General features: G+C 44.2%; 18 protein-coding genes. 8 read left to right on the forward strand and 10 right to left on the reverse strand.

Annotation, left to right across the window (positions count from 1 at the left end; translation table 11 throughout):
* Positions 1-184 precede the first annotated feature (184 nt).
* Positions 185-991, reverse strand: a complete 807-nt coding sequence (locus AAA938_RS18445) for an exonuclease domain-containing protein (RefSeq protein WP_338230244.1) — start codon at positions 989-991, stop codon at positions 185-187.
* 1 nt (position 992) lies between these two features.
* The gene (locus tag AAA938_RS18450) at positions 993-2348 is read right to left on the reverse strand and encodes a UDP-N-acetylmuramate--L-alanine ligase (RefSeq protein WP_338230245.1); all 1356 of its coding nucleotides are present in this window, start codon (positions 2346-2348) and stop codon (positions 993-995) included.
* Positions 2349-2483: 135 nt separating this feature from the next.
* Between AAA938_RS18450 and AAA938_RS18455 the strand changes: the two genes are divergently transcribed.
* The 3 genes from AAA938_RS18455 to AAA938_RS18465 all read left to right on the forward strand — a co-directional run bounded on the left by AAA938_RS18455 (position 2484) and on the right by AAA938_RS18465 (position 5840).
* Positions 2484-3191, forward strand: coding sequence for a lycopene cyclase domain-containing protein (locus AAA938_RS18455; RefSeq protein ID WP_338230246.1), 708 nt, complete (start codon positions 2484-2486; stop codon positions 3189-3191).
* A 75-nt stretch (positions 3192-3266) separates the two neighbouring features.
* A complete protein-coding gene (dnaB, locus tag AAA938_RS18460; RefSeq protein ID WP_338230247.1) occupies positions 3267-4838 on the forward strand; it encodes a replicative DNA helicase in 1572 nt (523 codons plus the stop codon).
* A 3-nt stretch (positions 4839-4841) separates the two neighbouring features.
* A complete protein-coding gene (locus tag AAA938_RS18465) occupies positions 4842-5840 on the forward strand; it encodes a zinc-binding dehydrogenase (RefSeq protein ID WP_338230248.1) in 999 nt (332 codons plus the stop codon).
* A 2-nt stretch (positions 5841-5842) separates the two neighbouring features.
* Here the strand turns inward: AAA938_RS18465 and AAA938_RS18470 are convergent, their stop codons facing one another.
* Positions 5843-6172 carry a tetratricopeptide repeat protein gene (locus AAA938_RS18470; RefSeq protein WP_338230249.1) on the reverse strand — a complete coding sequence of 110 codons (330 nt, stop codon included), beginning with the start codon at positions 6170-6172 and terminating at the stop codon, positions 5843-5845.
* A 74-nt stretch (positions 6173-6246) separates the two neighbouring features.
* Between AAA938_RS18470 and AAA938_RS18475 the strand changes: the two genes are divergently transcribed.
* From AAA938_RS18475 to AAA938_RS18490, 4 genes are all read left to right on the forward strand, one after another.
* A complete protein-coding gene (locus tag AAA938_RS18475) occupies positions 6247-6984 on the forward strand; it encodes an electron transfer flavoprotein subunit beta/FixA family protein (RefSeq protein WP_338230250.1) in 738 nt (245 codons plus the stop codon).
* A 35-nt stretch (positions 6985-7019) separates the two neighbouring features.
* A complete protein-coding gene (locus tag AAA938_RS18480) occupies positions 7020-7988 on the forward strand; it encodes an electron transfer flavoprotein subunit alpha/FixB family protein (protein ID WP_338230252.1) in 969 nt (322 codons plus the stop codon).
* A gap of 5 nt (positions 7989-7993) precedes the next feature.
* Positions 7994-8593, forward strand: a complete 600-nt coding sequence (locus AAA938_RS18485; protein ID WP_338230253.1) for a bifunctional nuclease family protein — start codon at positions 7994-7996, stop codon at positions 8591-8593.
* A gap of 82 nt (positions 8594-8675) precedes the next feature.
* Positions 8676-9959 carry a NupC/NupG family nucleoside CNT transporter gene (locus AAA938_RS18490; protein WP_338222225.1) on the forward strand — a complete coding sequence of 428 codons (1284 nt, stop codon included), beginning with the start codon at positions 8676-8678 and terminating at the stop codon, positions 9957-9959.
* A 223-nt stretch (positions 9960-10182) separates the two neighbouring features.
* On the opposite strand, the gene AAA938_RS18495 is transcribed toward AAA938_RS18490, so the two are convergent.
* The 3 genes from AAA938_RS18495 to mnmA form a co-directional block, all read right to left on the reverse strand.
* A complete protein-coding gene (locus AAA938_RS18495; protein WP_338230254.1) occupies positions 10183-11643 on the reverse strand; it encodes a M28 family peptidase in 1461 nt (486 codons plus the stop codon).
* Positions 11644-11688: 45 nt separating this feature from the next.
* Positions 11689-12405, reverse strand: a complete 717-nt coding sequence (locus AAA938_RS18500; RefSeq protein ID WP_338230255.1) for a pseudouridine synthase — start codon at positions 12403-12405, stop codon at positions 11689-11691.
* Positions 12406-12569: 164 nt separating this feature from the next.
* Positions 12570-13781 carry a tRNA 2-thiouridine(34) synthase MnmA gene (gene mnmA, locus AAA938_RS18505; RefSeq protein ID WP_338230256.1) on the reverse strand — a complete coding sequence of 404 codons (1212 nt, stop codon included), beginning with the start codon at positions 13779-13781 and terminating at the stop codon, positions 12570-12572.
* 170 nt (positions 13782-13951) lie between these two features.
* Here mnmA and arfB point away from each other — a divergent pair, with 170 nt between their 5' ends.
* Positions 13952-14371 (forward strand): alternative ribosome rescue aminoacyl-tRNA hydrolase ArfB, encoded by a 420-nt coding sequence (gene arfB, locus AAA938_RS18510; protein ID WP_338230257.1) that lies wholly within the window; start codon positions 13952-13954, stop codon positions 14369-14371.
* On the opposite strand, the gene AAA938_RS18515 is transcribed toward arfB, so the two are convergent.
* The 4 genes from AAA938_RS18515 to AAA938_RS18530 all read right to left on the reverse strand — a co-directional run bounded on the left by AAA938_RS18515 (position 14372) and on the right by AAA938_RS18530 (position 17265).
* The gene (locus tag AAA938_RS18515) at positions 14372-15253 is read right to left on the reverse strand and encodes a hypothetical protein (protein WP_338230258.1); all 882 of its coding nucleotides are present in this window, start codon (positions 15251-15253) and stop codon (positions 14372-14374) included.
* Positions 15254-15307: 54 nt separating this feature from the next.
* Complete coding sequence (locus AAA938_RS18520) at positions 15308-15997, reverse strand: PepSY domain-containing protein (RefSeq protein ID WP_338230259.1); 690 nt, start codon at positions 15995-15997, stop codon at positions 15308-15310.
* 41 nt (positions 15998-16038) lie between these two features.
* Positions 16039-16497, reverse strand: coding sequence for a CHY zinc finger protein (locus AAA938_RS18525; RefSeq protein ID WP_338230260.1), 459 nt, complete (start codon positions 16495-16497; stop codon positions 16039-16041).
* 189 nt (positions 16498-16686) lie between these two features.
* Entirely contained in the window at positions 16687-17265 is a 579-nt protein-coding gene (locus AAA938_RS18530; protein ID WP_338230261.1) for a DUF3347 domain-containing protein, read from the reverse strand.
* Between the last annotated feature and the right edge of the window lie 3 nt (positions 17266-17268).

Below are 17268 nucleotides of genomic sequence, written 5' to 3' on the forward strand. Positions count from 1 at the left end.
TAAGGGTTAATAGTTAAATCCAGTTTCAGATTTCAACCTTCTGACTTAAAAGCTGTCTCACAGATGTCACAGATTCCCACAGATAAAATGGCTTTTAGTTTCAGCTTTCTGACTTAAAACTTCTCACTTTTAACTGCAAGTCCTTCCTCCAGCTTACTGCCCACTCCAAACTGCCTACTGAAACTCACATTCCACCAAAGCCCCTCAGCTTAATCTGTGTCAGTTTGCGCTTGGTGTCCAAAGGAAAATCACCCTTCATCATCCAGTCGTAGTAGGAAGGTTCTTCTTTGAGGGCTTGTTCTACAGTTTTGCCTTTGTGCTTACCAAAATTGAAGATTTCCTGACCTTGGGAATTGAAAACAAACCGACCCGCCAAGTCCACCATTTTCTCATTGACCATTTCGTGGATTTTCTTCATGTCGTTTTGAAAAACTCCAACCCGGTTTCCTTGAAGGTCTTCAATCTCCTCTCCCTGATAGCGTTCCACTTGCGCTTGGAAAACATCCAATGTGGCTAGAGTATCAGCCTCAGCACTATGAGCATTCTCCAAGGTTCGGTTGCAGTAGAATTTGTAAGCTGCGGTGAGATTTCTTTTTTCCATCAGGAAAAAGATCTTTTGGGCATCGAGTAGATTCCGGTTTTCCAGATCAAAATCAATCCCCGACCTTAAGAACTCTTCCACTAGCAGAGGGATATCGTACTTCAGCACATTGAACCCGCCCAAATCCGCTTTTCCGATAAACTGATGGATATCCTTGGCTATGTCCTTAAAAAAGGGTTCGTTTTTCACGTCCTTGTCGTAAATCCCGTGAATAAGGGAAGCTTCCAAAGGAATCGGGATGCCCGGATTTACTTTTCGGGTGTAGATTTCCCTTCCTTCATCCGGAAAAAGCTTGACGATTGAGATTTCTACAATCCGGTCCGTTCCCACATTGGTTCCGGTGGCTTCTAGGTCAAAAAATGCAATAGGGTTTCTAAGGTTCAATTTCATTTTACTTGAATTTGGCTTTCAATGGTTCTAAGTCCAAGTTGTCATAATTCCCAGAACTCATCAAAAGCAGATTGGTGTTTTGGTAATTCAGGCCCAAAAGGTAGTCTTTTAATGCTTGACTTTCGGTAAAAACTTGAATATCGGCACGCTTAAATCCTTCCCGAAGAGTTTTTTCATCCATCAATTCAAGCTTTTTCAAAGCAACCGCATGCGGATTCAAATAAACGATCGCTACATCTGCCTGATCCATAGAATGGGCATAATTGGGCAAAAAGGCTTTATTCAGGGAGGAATAGGTATGGAGTTCCTGAACAGCCACCAAGCGTCTATTGGAAAACTGATTTTTGACTGCATTTACTGTGGCTTTCAGTTTTGACGGAGCATGGGCGAAATCCCTGAAGAGGATCCCGGAGTCATTTTTGGCTAAAATTTCCTGTCTTTTAGCTGCACCTTTGAAGGTCTGAATAGAACTGTAAAACTGCTCAGCTGAGATTCCCAAGTCCTGACAGATATGAAGTGCCCCTTGAAGATTTTGAAGATTATGCTCTCCAAAGATTTCCAGTTCCACCGGACCTTTTTCTGCGAGCAGGTAGGTTTTTCCTTCAATTATTTGAGCAGGATGAGCATGATAGGGGATTTTTTGACCTTGAGTTAATGCCTTCTCAGCCGCTTCCTTGACCAAAAGATCCGAAGCGCAATAGATCAATTTCCCATGCTTGGGAGTCATTTCCATAATTTTGGCAAACTGGGCTTTATATTCTTCAAAATCAGGAAAAACATTGAAATGATCCCAAGCAATGCCGCTGACCAAGACCACGTCATGGTGATAGTGGAAAAATTTGGGAGTACGGTCAATGGGAGAGGTGAGGTATTCGTCTCCTTCGATCACGATCACTGGAGCATCCGAAAGCCTTACCATCAAATCAAACCCATCGATTTGAGCGCCGACTAGGTAATCAAAATCCACTCCCTGATCTTTCAGGACATGAAGAATCATGGAAGTAATAGTAGTCTTACCATGAGATCCTGCAATGACCACTCGCTTTTTGCTTTGGCTTTGATTGAAGATGAATTCCGGAAAGGAATAGATGGGAATCCCCAATTCCTGCGCACGAATGAGCTCCGGATTATCTATTCGGGCATGCATCCCCAAGATGACTCCATCCAATTCCGAATGGATTTTTTCCGGAAACCAACCCATCTCAGAGGGAAGTATACCTGCCAACCTAAGCCTGGTTCGGGAAGGCTCATAGATTTCATCATCGCTGCCGGTGACGGAGTAGCCTTTTTCTACTAAAGCCAGAGCTAAGTTGTGCATCACAGCACCTCCGATGGCGATGAAATGGTAGTGTTTCATAGTTGGGAAAAATCAATTGAGATTCAGAATCCAAACTTATAAAACTCCCGACCCGATAAAAACCTAATTTTAGAAGGAATAGATTTTTTGTGACCTAGGCTTTTGCCTATTTTCGCCCAAATCTTTTTTAAGCCCATGTTTGACGATAAATATGCCTATCTGACTCTCTCCTTGCTTTATCTTCTGGCTTGGTTGGTGGTATTTGCCAAAAGTCCCTGGAAAAAAGGCATGATCAAAGTAGGTGTAGTCGGAGGAATAATGGGCATTATTGCTGAGGTTTGGTACTTTCATGACTATTGGCGACCTCCAATGGTTTGGAAGACGGGATGGCCGGGAATCGAAGACTTCATTATCGGTTTTGCCATGTTTGGAGTAGGTGGGTATATTCATTCGGCATTTACCAAAAGAGAGATCGATTACGAAAAGCAGACGGGGGCTAAGAACAGGGACTTTTTCTTTTTATGGCTGATCGGATGTGCCAGTTTGACGATTTTCAGTATGGTTTTCAAAATCCATTCAGGTTACGTCACTTTCCTCACTTTCATGGGCTTGGCCATTTACATTTGGATTCAGAGGCCGGATTTGATTGGGCTTTCTTTGATTTCAGGGGTTTCGACCTTAGCCATTGTCATCGTGATCTATTACATCACGTTTGGTATTCTTTACCCTCATTTTTGGGATACCTACGGGATGCTAAACGATGAACCCATTTTAGGCTATAAAATCATGGAAATCCCCGTTTCTGAGATGTTATGGCACTTTGGATGGGCAGTGCTCTGCTCCATGTTTAGAGGCTATAGAAATGGGGTGTATTACAAAAATCCCCTTCCATCGCAGGCTTGATTTTTGCTACTTGCTGTTGATAAGTTTTGGAAAAGTTGTTCAAAACTCCTGCACATTTGCTGATACATTTGTTTTATGACCGAGAATACCAACCAACCAAGAATCACCCGTAAAAAACCCACTTACGAAAACCCGACTAACTTTCTGGGAAAAGTCCCTCCTCAAGCAGTAGACTTGGAGGAAGCTGTCCTTGGGGCTTTGATGCTGGAAAAAGATGCTTTGACCAATGTCATCGATATCCTAAAAGTGGAGAGTTTCTACAAGGAATCTCACAAAGTTATTTTTCAGGCTATCCTCGACTTGTTTACTGAAAGTCAGCCCATTGATATGCTTACCGTCACTTCCCAACTCCGGAAAAATGGGGCTTTGGAAGTAGCAGGAGGGGCTTTTTACATAGCTGAACTTACTTCCCGAGTAGCTTCTGCCTCCAACATAGAGTATCATGCCCGAATCATCACCGAACAGGCGATCAAGCGGGATTTGATCAGGATTTCTTCTGAGGTGCAAAAGGATGCCTTTGAGGATACCACTGACGTATTTGAGCTACTGGATAAGATGGAGCAGTCTCTTTTCGAGATTTCGGAGAAAAATATCCGTAAAAACTACTCCGATATGCGGTCCATCATGCGGGATGCCATAGCGGAGTTGGAGGAAAGAAAAAATCAAAAAGACGGTCTTACAGGGGTTCCTTCGGGTTTTACAGCCTTGGACCGGGTCACCTCAGGTTGGCAAAAGTCCGACTTGGTCATCATCGCTGCCCGACCTGCGATGGGTAAAACTGCCTTCGTTCTTTCGGTGCTTCGAAATGCAGCTGTAGACCACACACGACCTGTGGCGATATTCTCACTGGAAATGTCCGCGGTTCAGTTGGTCAACCGATTGATTTCTTCTGAGGCGGAATTGGATTCAGAAAAAATCAAAAAAGGCTCTTTGGCTGACCATGAATGGGCTCAGTTGGTTCACAAAACAGCCAAGCTTTCCAAAGCCCCCTTGTTTGTGGATGATACACCGGCACTTTCCATTCTTGAGTTGAGAGCCAAAGCACGAAAATTGAAAGCACAGCACGATATTCAGATGATCGTGATTGATTACCTTCAGCTGATGTCGGGGGATTCGAAAAGTGGTGGACCTGGAGGAAACAGGGAACAGGAAATTGCGAGTATTTCCCGTGCGCTGAAGAAAATCGCCAAGGAATTGAGCATTCCTGTGATCGCACTTTCTCAGCTTTCCCGTGCGGTGGAGACTCGGGGAGGAGATAAGCGTCCTCAGCTATCCGACCTCAGGGAATCCGGTGCTATCGAGCAGGATGCCGACATGGTGATGTTCCTTTATCGTCCTGAATACTACGGAATCACCCAAGACGAAGACAATAACTCCACTGCTGGTGTCGGCGAGGTTATTATCGCCAAGCACAGAAACGGTTCTCTGGATACGGTCAAACTTCGCTTTATCGGCCGCTATACCAAGTTTACCGATTTGGACTTCGGGGCCAATTTCCAGCCCAATCAGCCTATTGAAGCTTCCTATCAGAAATTCACATCCGGAGCTTCCGGGGCAGCCAGTTTTGATACTGGCAGCATGATGAAATTGCCGAGCAAAGCCAACGACGATTTGCTTCAGGGTGACGGAGGTTCAGTTGATTTTTAATTTATGAAAGCAGTAGTTCTCAATCAGGATTCTCAGGATAAAATTCAGGTGGTTGATCTTCCCAAGCCTTCAGTTGGGGAAGGGGAGGCATTGGTGCGCATTCACGGGTCTGCACTCAATCACCGGGATGAATGGAGCCGTAAAGGCCTTTATCCCAATTTGAAAAATGGAATTATTTTGGGTTCAGACGGAGCAGGTGTGGTTGAGGCAGTGGGCTCTGAACAAGATTCAAAATGGCTCAATCAGGCTGTAATTATCAATCCGGCTTTTTTTTGGGGCGATGATCAAAAAGCCCAAAGCAGGCAGTTTGAGATTTTGGGCATGCCCCGCAACGGGACTTTTGCGGAATATGTCGCAGTACCCGTAGATCGATTGGTTCCCAAACCAAGCCATCTTTCTTTGGAAGAAGCTGCGGCACTTCCTTTGGCGGGACTTACAGCTTATCGGGCATTGGTTTACCAAGGCCAAGTAAAAGAAGGAGAGCAAGTTCTGATCACAGGAATTGGTGGGGGGGTAGCACAATTTGCTGCGCAGTTTGCCCATGCCATAGGAGCAAATGTTTTTGTCACAAGCAGCCAAGCGGAAAAACTTCAAAAAGCAAAGGAATTGGGCTATCGGGGTGGATTTAACTATCAGGATAAAGATTGGGTAGCAAAAGCCTTGGAGCTCACAGGAGGATTTGACCTGATTATTGATGGAGCTGCAGGTGATGGGATAAATGATCTGATTCAGGCCTGCAAACCTGGGGCAAGAATCGTTTTCTATGGAGCCACAGCAGGCAATCCTGGGAAATTGGAAGCCAGAAGGATATTTTGGAATCAGCTGAAAATCATGGGTTCTACCATGGGTTCGGATGAGGATTTCCGATCCATGATTGACTTGGTGGAATCGCATCAACTTCATCCTACTGTGGACCAAGTATTTCCCTTGGGTCAAGCTTTGGATGCTTTTGATCGCATGAAAGCCGGAAAGCAACTGGGAAAAATTATCCTGAAGCCCTGAAATTAATCCTCTGTTTCGAAAATGAAGTTTTGATAGGCATTGCTCAATTCTTGCCGAGCTTTGCCATTATTTTGGTTTTTTGCAAGGGCTATCCCTTTTTCAAAAAAGTCCTTAGCCAAGCTTAAGTCCTCATTTTCCCAAAAAAAATGGGCGGCAGGAAAATACATTGGCAGATACTCTTCATGGTTTTCCCGAAGGAATAAAAAAAGATTCCTGGCCTCTTCAGGCTCATTATGCTGAATCTCCAAGGCCAATGCGTAGTAGTTGAAGGGGTTTTCTGCTTCTTCAAGAATAAATTTTCTCAGCGCCTCAATCCGGGCCAAATTGCTCATGAATTGTTTTTTTAATTAGCCTTTGCCTGTTATTTTCACGCAAAATAAATCTAAAATAATCTAACTCTAAACCAATGAAGATTCTTGTTTGTATCACCCACGTACCGGATACGACTTCCAAGATTCAGTTTACTGCCGACAATACCAAGTTTGATACCGCTGGTGTGCAATTCATCATCGGTCCCTATGACGACTACGCACTGGCGAGAGCTGTGGAACTTCGGGACCAAACGGGAGGAAAGCTGACTGTTTTGAATGTAGGAGAAGCGGAATCCGATCCTACTTTGAGAAAAGCCCTGGCCATCGGTGCTGATGATGCCATTCGGGTAAATTCTTTTCCTAAGGACTCCTATTTTGTAGCTCAACAAATCGCTCACTATGCCAAAGAAGGCGGATATGACCTAATCCTCATGGGCCGTGAATCCATTGATTTCAATGGTGGAATGGTGCACGGAATGGTGGGTGAGCTTTTAAATATGCCTTCCTTCTCTCCGGTGATGAAACTGGATGTGGAAGGAAATACAGTGAAAATGGCTCGTGAAATCGAAGGCGGAAAAGAGTATTTGGAAGCTCCACTTCCTTTGATTGCAGGCTGTCAGGAGCCGATCGCTGAATGGAAAATTCCAAATATGAGAGGAATCATGTCTGCCCGTACCAAACCATTGAATGTGGTGGAACCGGTATCTCATGATACGCAGGCAGAAGCTAAAAAGTATGAATTGCCGCCGGCAAAAGGTTCTGTCAAATTGGTAGATAAAGACCAAGTTGGAGAATTGGTGAAATTGCTGAAAAACGAGGCAAAAGTACTTTAATTAATAAAATTCAAATTATTTAAAATCAAGATATTATGTCAATTGTAGTATATATAGAACACGCAGAGGGGAAAGTAAAGAAAACCAGCTTGGAGGCGGTGTCATTCGCTCAGGCACTTGCTGCACAGACTGGTGAAGGCGATGTGGTAGCTGTGGCCTTGGGTACTATTGCTTCAGAAGAATTGGCTGCAGTGGGTAAGGCAGGAGCGGCTAAAGTCCTTCATGCTTCAGATGATAGACTGACTGCGGGGGTGATTCAAGCCCATGCTTCTGCTGTGGCACAAGCTTTTAAATCCGTAGGTGCAAAAACCTTGGTTTTGGCCAAATCCTCTCTCGGGGATGCTGTGGCAGCTCGCTTGGCAGTCAAATTAGGAGCAGGATTGGTCTCCAATGTTGTGGAATTGCCTCAGACCTCTGGCGGATACACCGTAAAACGAAGCATTTACACCGGAAAGGCATTTGCTCAGACTGAGGTAACCACTGAGAATAAAATCCTTGCTATTAAAAAGAATGCGATTGATCTCAAGACAGACGGAGCAGATGCATCAGTTGAGGCTTTTACAGTAGACATTCCAGATACTGACTTTGCTTCCAAAATTACCTCTACCGACCGAGCTACAGGGGAAGTACTTCTTCCGGAAGCGGATATTGTAGTATCCGGAGGTCGAGGAATGAAAGGACCTGAAAACTGGGGAATGATCGAAGACCTGGCTAAAACACTCGGGGCGGCTACAGGTTGTTCCAAGCCTGTTTCTGACATTGGATGGAGACCTCACCACGAGCACGTAGGGCAGACCGGTGTAAAAGTTGCACCTAGTTTATATGTTGCTGTAGGAATTTCAGGAGCGATTCAACATCTTGCGGGGGTTAACTCTTCGAAGTGCATCGTGGTAATTAATAAGGATCCTGAGGCGCCATTTTTTAAAGCAGCCGATTATGGAATTGTGGGAGATGCTTTTGAAGTGGTACCAAAACTGACCGAAGCACTTAAAGCCGAACTTTAATTTTTGTGGAAAAACACATAGAACTGGAGATTCTCGGACTTTCGTCCAATCATTCCCAATCAGGGTCATTTACCTTGGTCATGGGGGAAGTCGAAGGGAATAGAAGATTGCCTATCGTGATGGGAATGTTTGAAGCTCAGGCAATTGCCATTGAGATTGAAAAAATCATTCCCAATCGCCCGATGACTCATGACCTGTTCAAGTCCTTTGCGGAAAGCTTTCATTTTGAGATTGACAGAATTTTGATCTCTGATATGAAAGAGGGGGTATTTTATGCCAAAATTATCTGCAAAAGCGAATTGACTGTGGTAGAGATCGACAGCCGACCTTCGGATGCTATCGCAATTGCCGTTCGGTTTAATGCTCCGATTTTCTGCGCAGAAAAGGTGATGACAGAGGCTGCGATCGAATTTACTGAAGAAGATCGCAAAATTGCCGAAAAGGAAGAAGCCAAGGCTCCGGCTCAAAAGGTGACTACTCAAAAAGAAAGTTCCCTCAAAGACTTCAGCTTGGATAAGCTGAATCAGATGCTTGAAAAGGCAATCAACAATGAGGATTATGAAAAAGCAGCCCGAATAAGGGATGAAATCAATAAAAGAAACTAAAAACGGAAAGTCCTGAGAAATCAGGACTTTTTTTTGGTTTGGCTTTAGCCTATTTTTAGCCCTTCGATTCAAAAAATACCCGATGGATTATTTAAGAGGGGCCTTTGGCTTAGCTATAATTATTTTCCTTGCCTTTATTTTTTCAAACAATCGCAGAAAAATAGACTGGAGGCTAGTCATCATTGGAATTTCCCTTCAATTGGTTTTTGGTTTTCTGATCACCAAGGTGGAGTTTGTCAAAGATGGTTTTCAGTTGCTTTCTGAAGGATTTGTAAAGTTTCTGAGCTTCAGTGAAGCAGGTGCAAGATTTATCTTCGGTGATCTGGCTGGTGATAGTTTCGGGTTCATCTTTGCTTTCAAGGTACTTCCTACCATTATCTTCTTCTCTACCGTTTCTTCGGGGCTTTACTATTTAGGGATTTTGCAAAAGATCGTCTATGGTATTGCTTGGGTGATGGCTAGAACCATGCGTCTCTCCGGCCCGGAATCACTTTCTGCTGCAGGGAATATCTTTCTAGGACAGACCGAAGCCCCGCTTTTGGTCCGCCCCTTCATCCCTCAGATGAGTAAGTCCGAACTGATGTGTCTGATGACAGGAGGAATGGCCACGATTGCCGGAGGAGTTTTGGCTGGGTATGTGGCTTTTTTGGGAGGAGACAGCTTGGAGGAGCAAAGTAAGTTTGCGGCCTATCTGCTGGGAGCTTCAATTATGAATGCACCTGCGGCCATCGTTTTGTCTAAGATTTTTATCCCTGAAACAGAAAAAGAAATCAAACAGGACAAACTGGAAGTCAATGCTGAGGCTATGGGTGTCAACCTAATCGATGCAATGTCTATCGGTGCAGCCGAGGGTTTGAAATTGGCCCTGAATGTGGGAGGGATGCTTTTGGCTTTTATCGCGGTCATCGCTGCGATCAATTATGGCCTAAGCGGATTGATTGGTGAATATACCGGACTGAATGCCTGGGTTGCGAGTACCACAGGAGGACAGTTTACCGGTTTTTCTTTGGAATACATCTTTGGTCAGATCTTCCGCGGCTTTGCTTTCGCCATTGGTGTGGAATGGACCGATACTCTTCAAGTAGGAAGCTTGCTGGGACAAAAAACGGTGATTAATGAATTTGTGGCTTATCTGAGCCTTTCTGAAATGAAAGCTGCAGAAAGCCTCAGTCCAAAATCGATCGTAATTGCTACCTATGCCCTTTGCGGCTTTTCCAACTTCAGCTCCATTGCGATTCAGTTGGGTGGAATTTCCATCATTGCTCCCAATCAGCAGGGGAATCTAAGCCGCTTGGGCTTAAAATCACTGATGGCAGCTTCCTTGGCTTGTCTGATGACTGCTACGATTGCGGGAATGCTTTTTTAAAATAGACATTAGACACAAGACGCAAGACGCAAGACGCAAGACAAAAGAAATAAGACTCGGACAGAATGTTGGAACTTAGGTGACTAGATCTAACTCGATTCTATGGTGCATTGTGCAATTAAGGAAAAAGTCAGAATCACTTCTGGCTTTTATCTTTTAATCACTTAATGTTTGATTTTATCAAAGTCTATTGTCTTGTGTCTAGAATCTAGTGTCTCCAATTCTACTTTCCATACAACTGCTTTCCTGCTTCCTCATACTTATCGCCTTCTTTCCACTGAGGTTGTTGGTCCCAATTGGCGATTTTTTGAGCAGCCAGGATGTAGGATTTCCAGTAAATCTGTGCGTAGTCCAAGTCGAAGTTATCCACTTGATCCCCAGGCTTGTGGTAGTATTTATTGATCTGATCGTCAAAGGCAGTAAAGCCCAAAGAGAAGGTAGGTGCAGGGATTCCTTTTCTTGCAAAATTCACATTGTCTGAGCGGTCATAAAGGCCCTGCTCGGGTGCTGCATCTGCGATTGCTTTTACCCCAAATTCCGACACAGCCTCTTCAATCAGGAAATCAGCGGTAGTTCTGCCCAATCCGATTACTGTAATTACAGAGGTGTCGTTATATCCACCATTGTCAATGTTCAGATTATAAATGATTTGATTCAGTGGAATCAGTGGATTATTGGCAAAGTAAGCGCTTCCTAAAAGGCCTTTTTCTTCAGCGGTCCAAAGCGCGATAATCAAAGATCTCTTGGGAGGATTTTTTGCAAAATACTTGGCAGCATTCATTACGGCGACAGTTCCCACGGCATTATCCCGTGCGCCATTGTAGATGGAGTCACCTTGGGCATCAGGAGTTCCTACACCCACATGGTCGTAGTGGGCAGAAAGCAAGACGTATTCGTTTTTCAAAACCGGGTCAGTTCCTTCGATCCAGCCAATTACATTCTTTCCTTCTACCGACTTATTAACTTTACCTTCCACCTGTGCAGTGGTAGTCTGAAGAGCGTCACCAGTCAGTGTATTTTTAGCGTCTTCTACCCAGAGGTAAGGCAATTCACTGGCGGCACCTTGATCCAAAGTCATTTGGGTGCGGTTCAGAAAATTGGAAAGCAACTGCCAAGGTATAGAAGGAATGTTGAATCGCTCAATCAAGGCTACAGCGCCAGCTTCTTGAGCTCTTTTTGTTTTTTCTCCACCTAGGGAAAAAAGATCCGCCGGATTCATGCGATTAGGCGCGCCCACATTGGCAATCGCGATTTTTCCCTTCAGATCTTTTCCTTTGAAATCCTCTTCCAGTCCAAATCCAACATCAATCAATTCATAGCTTCCAGAAAATGACTTTCCATCCAAAACGAGCATGTTTTGCCCTTGGGAATAGGTTTTGTCACCAATCTTTATTGAACCTGACTTGGGAGGTGAGGACATGCGAAAAGGGATATTTTGGAAGTATCCATCTGCGCCGGGAATTGGCATGACCTTATAGCTTTCCAGCTGTTCTGCAATGTAAGTATAAGCCAATTCCATCTCAGGTCTAGCTGGGTCGCGTCCCATGAGTTCGTCAGATGCGAGATAAGTAAAATCTTCGATCGCTTCTTTGGCCTTGAATTTTTTCTCGATGTCCTTCTTTTGGGCAAAAGTCAAAGTGCCAAAAGTCAGGACTAATCCTAGGGTAATTAAGGGTTTTAGCATATTCTGATAGTTAAACTTCGGACGAATCTAACCAAAATCCGGGCTTTATTTTGTGGCAAATAAAATTTCATTTGGATTCCAGTCCAAAATCTTCATGATTGTTCGGAAGTGTACAGGGGGAGGGCAGGAAATCTCTATTTTCTCAGACGTAATCGGGTGGTTCAAGCTGATTTTACCCGCGTGAAGCAAGAGGTTTTGGAGTCCAAATTGCTTTTCGAAAAAAATGTTCTGCTTATTGTCTCCGTGCTTTTTGTCCCCAATGATGTAGTGCCGGATATGTGCCAAATGCCTTCGGATTTGGTGGGTTCGTCCGGTCAAGAGTTCCACTTCCAAAAGGCTGTAGCGGCTAGTGGGGTATCTTCCGGTAGAATTAAATGGGATCTCCGTTTCTGCCAGCACCTTGTATTTGGTTTGGGCTTCTTGCAGCCTTTTGGATCGTTCACTTTCCAAAGGATGATCGATCAAGCCTTCCTTTTCTTTGGGAATTCCTCTGACGATGGTCCAATAGAACTTTTGAACTTCCCGCTCCATAAATTGGGCTTTAAGCGCAGGAAGGATTTTCTCATTTTTTGCAAAAAGTAAAATCCCACTTGTTGCTCTGTCCAGTCTATGCACAGGAGCTACCCAAGAACCGATCTGATCCCGAAGCTGAATCAAGGCATTTTCCTCTTCACCATAGGCTTGTCGGGTTCTGTGTACCAAAAGACCGGCTGGCTTGTCAATCAGAATAAGATTTTCGTCTTCGAAGAGGATATCAAGCATGTTTTTTCAGCATAGAGTTCTCAGAGAAAAAAGTAGAGTACTCAAATAAAAGGATTAAAGAATACTTTTTCCCACAGATTTACACCGATCAAAATCACAGATTCTACAGATAAAATAATCGGTGAAAATCTGTGATTTTTCCGTGCTAATCTTTTGGAAAAAAGTCAAAAGATCGTCCCTGAACCGATACATTCCTCACCCTGATACCAAGCCACAAACTGCCCTGAAGCGATGCCTTTTTGAGCATTTTCAAAAAGCACGTACAGGCCATTGTCTCTCATGACCAAAGTGGCTTTGCTGAGTGCTTGCCTGTATCGGATGCGGGCTTCGTATTCTGCAGACTCTCCGGGGTTTAGGGCCAAATCTTCCCGAATCCAGTGGATTTGGTCTCTTTTGACAAATAATCCAAATCTGTTTAGGCCGGGATGATCTTCACCCAGTCCGGTATAAATCACGTTCTGCTGCGTGTTAGTTTCAATCACAAATAGCGGTTTTCCTGTACCACCCACTTGCAAACCTTTTCTTTGGCCTACAGTGAAATAGTGCGCTCCATTGTGCTCTCCCAAGACTTTTCCCTGATCAGGCTGATAATGTATCGGCAAGCAAACAGCATCCAAAGTTTCCTGGTCCCAATCTTGGGATTGGATACCTGCAGGAACCTTCACCTGATCAAAAACAGGCAGGTTTTCTGGGATTTGAATGATTTTCCCTTTTTTGGGCTTGAGTTGCTGCTGAAGAAAGTCTGGAAGTCTTACTTTCCCGATAAAGCAAAGTCCCTGAGAATCTTTCTTTTCGGCAGTAATCAAGTCGGCTTCTTTGGCGATTTCCCGTACTTGAGGTTTTTGCAAGTGACCAATAGGAAAGAGTGCTTTAGCCAGTTGTTCCTGAGAAAGCTGACAGAGGAAATAGCTTTGGTCTTTATTAGGATCTGCACCGGCGATCAGCTGATAGACAGGCTTACCGTCTACTTCGATTTCACCTTTTTGGCAATAATGACCTGTGGCCACAAAGTCGGCTTTGAGCTTTTGAGCAGCTTTCAGGAAAATATCGAATTTGATTTCCCGATTGCAAAGGATGTCAGGATTGGGCGTACGGCCAGCCTCGTATTCGGAAAACATGTAATCCACGATCCGTTCGCGGTATTCTTCGCTCAGGTCGATGGCTTGGAAGGGAATGCCGAGTTTTTCAGCAACCAGCATCGCATCGGTGGAGTCCTCCATCCAGGGGCATTCGTTGGAGATGGTGACGGATTCATCGTGCCAGTTTTTCATAAACATGCCGATGACCTCGTAGCCCTGATCAATTAAAAGTTTGGCAGCCACGCTGCTGTCTACACCGCCGGAAAGCCCGACGACTACTCTAGGTTTTGTCTTCATAAGTAATGATTAATGGATTCAAGGTCCATTAGGTTACGGGAAGGAAACGTCGATTTGATTTCAATAAGTTCGTGAAGGTAAGTTAAATCTGTTGGAAGGTTGCAAAGTGGTAAAGTTGTAAAGTTGTTGGCTAACTTTGCCACCTTACCATTTTCCAACTTTTGAACCTGATGAATTCCCTCGACCAACGCATACAAAACGGTTCATTTTTACCTGAATTGCAGTTTCAGACTGCTCGGAGCAGTGGACCGGGTGGGCAAAATGTAAACAAGGTCGAAACCAAAGTTCAGCTCAAGTTTCATGTCAATGACTCTTTGGTTTTAAGTGAAGAGGAGAAATTGACTTTGCTTCAAAAAGCTTCAAATAAGATCGATCAGGAGGGTTTTTTGAATCTTTCCTCTCAGGAAAAACGATCTCAAATTCAAAATAAGGAGCTGGTCATCCGGAAATTTTACGATCTGCTTAAAACTGCTTTTCACAAAAAGAAGATCAGAAAAGCTACCAAGCCCAGCAAAGGGGCTATTGAAGACCGACTCAAGGCGAAAAAAGCCCAAGCTGATAAAAAGGCCAATCGAGGGTGGAAATGGTGATTAAATGCAGTTTGGGGAATTTTCGGAGTCGTTGGTTCTGAAGTATCGTTCTCCGTTCAGGTAGAGCTTGTTATCTTTAAACTCCAAGCGATAATCTCCAATTTCCCCATTGTAATAAGTTAGACGAAGGATGGGGGTGCCATTGTTTCCTGTCAAAATCTCCCAAGTTCCATCACCTTTCTGATTGTTGCTCGAATGTCCCAAACCATCCATGGTAAAGCTGCTTGAACCAGAGTAATTGAAAAATCCCTGAGGGCATAAATCAATTACCCTTCTCAGTGAATAGCCTCCGGAAATACCCCCATCTGAGTAGCTAGGGGAGTTGTACGATTCCATATAAGTCAGCCTCATGCCTGACAGCCAGGATTTCCACTCGGCCAACTCTGAAGTACGGTCCACCTTGGTGAATTCAAAAGAATCAGCTAAATCTTTACCGGCTTTTTTCAAGGCCTCCGAAAACTGCTGAGGCTGCGCAGCTACCAAAATAGTCACTCCCAATCCACCCGTTGGATTTTCCAAGGCGATGATGTAGGATTGGGCAGGACTACCTTCCAAAGTGCCCTGATAATTGCCCGCAATGGAATGAGGACCGAGATTATCCAGATTTCCTACCAGTTGGAGCATTGTTCCCTGACCGTCATTGATTCCCTGACTTCCTTGAGCCTTTAGCTCGGCTATTTTTTGATTGTGAGTAGTAATCAAAATAATCCCGGGGATACTCTGACTTTGGAGAAGTACACCTTCTCCGTATTCTTGCCCTTGCCAAGCATTGGGAATGGTAAATGAAATACCCAACTGGGAATAGTTGACTCGGTTGTTTTCTTGTGCCATCGCTAGTTGAAGAAGGAAAAAGAAAAGGAAAAATGAGAGTGTCTTTTCCATAGCGTTTTGAAATACAGTAAGTTAAGGTAAAAAAATAAATTAAAAAGGCAAATGCTAGGGCTTCCTTTTCTTTTTGGTAGTCATAAAGAATAAGGTGAATCCTGAGGTGATCGTAAGCATTCCGAATAAGGAAAAAGCTCGAAGCAGCAGGTTGTTGAAATTATCTCTCCCGGCATAGTCCATCGTATGAAACATCCAGAGAAAGTCAAACACTCTCCAACTGCTGTGTCTCACCCGCTCAAAATTTCCACTTTTAGCATCGATGTATGCGGTGAGTTTTTCAGGATGATCGAAATGAATTGCCCAAGCGGGTAGGGGTCGGCCACGGTATTCGTGATGTGAACCGGCTTCCGTGAGGTATTCTGCCTCTTTTATTCCGTAGTTTCCTTTAATGTAGATTTGGGCAATTTCCTTGGCCTGCTCTTCGGTGATTTCAGATTGTAATTCTCCAGTTTGAGCATGAAAGAGTTTTTCTCCATTGACCCAATAGTAGGGCTGGTGTCTGACAAATCTCAATTCCATAGTGGCTACTTCCAAGGTGGAATCAAGCGTACTGGGAGGCACCAAATTGGTTGCGGGGCTATGCATCATGTGTTCCGAGTGGAAATGATCTCCATGAATCTCATCAATATCCGTCCAAGAGAAATACAAGCCGGAAAGTGTCCAAAAGAAGAATTGAATCCCTATAAATACCCCTAGAAACCGGTGGATTTTTCGGGTATAGTACTGATTATTTTTTCTCATAAGGCTGGGTGATAAGGGAACTGGTATTGGAGAATTAGTGACTAGTTAAAGGGCGTTTCGCCTTCCTTTGTCGGTCTCGTGTCTTCGGTTTCAAAGTACAAATGGTAATGCTTGCTGCATCCCGGGTTGAACTTGGACTGGCAATGCGGGCAGGTGTTGTTGGAGTTCATGTATTCTTGGATTCCTAATTCATTTCCGCAAATCCCGCAAAGAATGGCCTTTTGGTCAAATTCAGCCTTTGGCCAAACTTGATGGGCGTGGTCTGCTTCTTCCTCATGGCAGGAAAAGCAAGGATAGTATTTGTCGCAACATTTGAATTTGATGGCAATGATATCCAAATCTGAATGCCAATGCACACAGCGGGTTTGGTTGTCCACGGGTTTTCCAAAAACATTGATTCCCCGGATTTGGGAAACTTTCAGCGGTTCCAGTACTTTTTCCTGTGCTTTGGCCGAAATCTCAAAAACCAAAAGTAAGGATAGAATAAGGGTGATTTTCATTTTCATTGGGTAAAATTAAAAAGAGGCTGTCTCATAAATCGTTTCGTTGTCAGCGTGACCCTTCGATTTCGAGACTCCCGTCTCTCAAGTGCTCAGGGTGACAGGAGTCGAAGGCCATTTCCAGCTTTCCGGACGACATTTCGACTTCGCTCAATGTGACAAACTTCACTTTTAAGACAGCCTCGTATATTATTTCAAAGCTATTGTTTCCTCCACTCGACCACAAGTCAACATGGAGCTTCCAAACAAAGGATTTTTGATGTCCTCATTGGCGCTCAGCCACATGCCACCTGTATTTCCTTTGTACATAGGGCAATATTGATGGTAAAGGGTTCGGTCGGTTCCGGCAATTTTTAAGAAATCCTTCAGCGTCACACTCAAAGCCTGGAAGCTTTCTCTTTGGGAAGCAATATCCTCAGAAGCTAACTTTTCTGCGAAAGCAATAGCCTCGACTTGCAGCCTTTCCAATTCTTCCAAATCTTCTGCCTCAGTGCTGGAAATATCAAACGATTTTAAGGATGCAACTAAGGCTTGGCTTTTGGAGGCCGCTTCCTGGGCATTGTCTCCAACCAATGCATCTTTCACTGCAAGGTAAGAATCAATAATCGCTGAAGTGGCAGCTGAACTGGCCACAGCACTTGTAGAAGCCGCAGAAGCATCACCAGAGGCATGCTCCATGCTGTTTTCCTCGTGGATTTCTTCTGTTTTTCCTCCGCAGGAGAAAAGAGCAATTGAAAGTGCAAAAGCGAATAATAGGGACTTTTTCATAGG

This window comes from Algoriphagus taiwanensis (assembly GCF_036245645.1).
GTDB classification, from domain to species: domain Bacteria; phylum Bacteroidota; class Bacteroidia; order Cytophagales; family Cyclobacteriaceae; genus Algoriphagus; species Algoriphagus taiwanensis.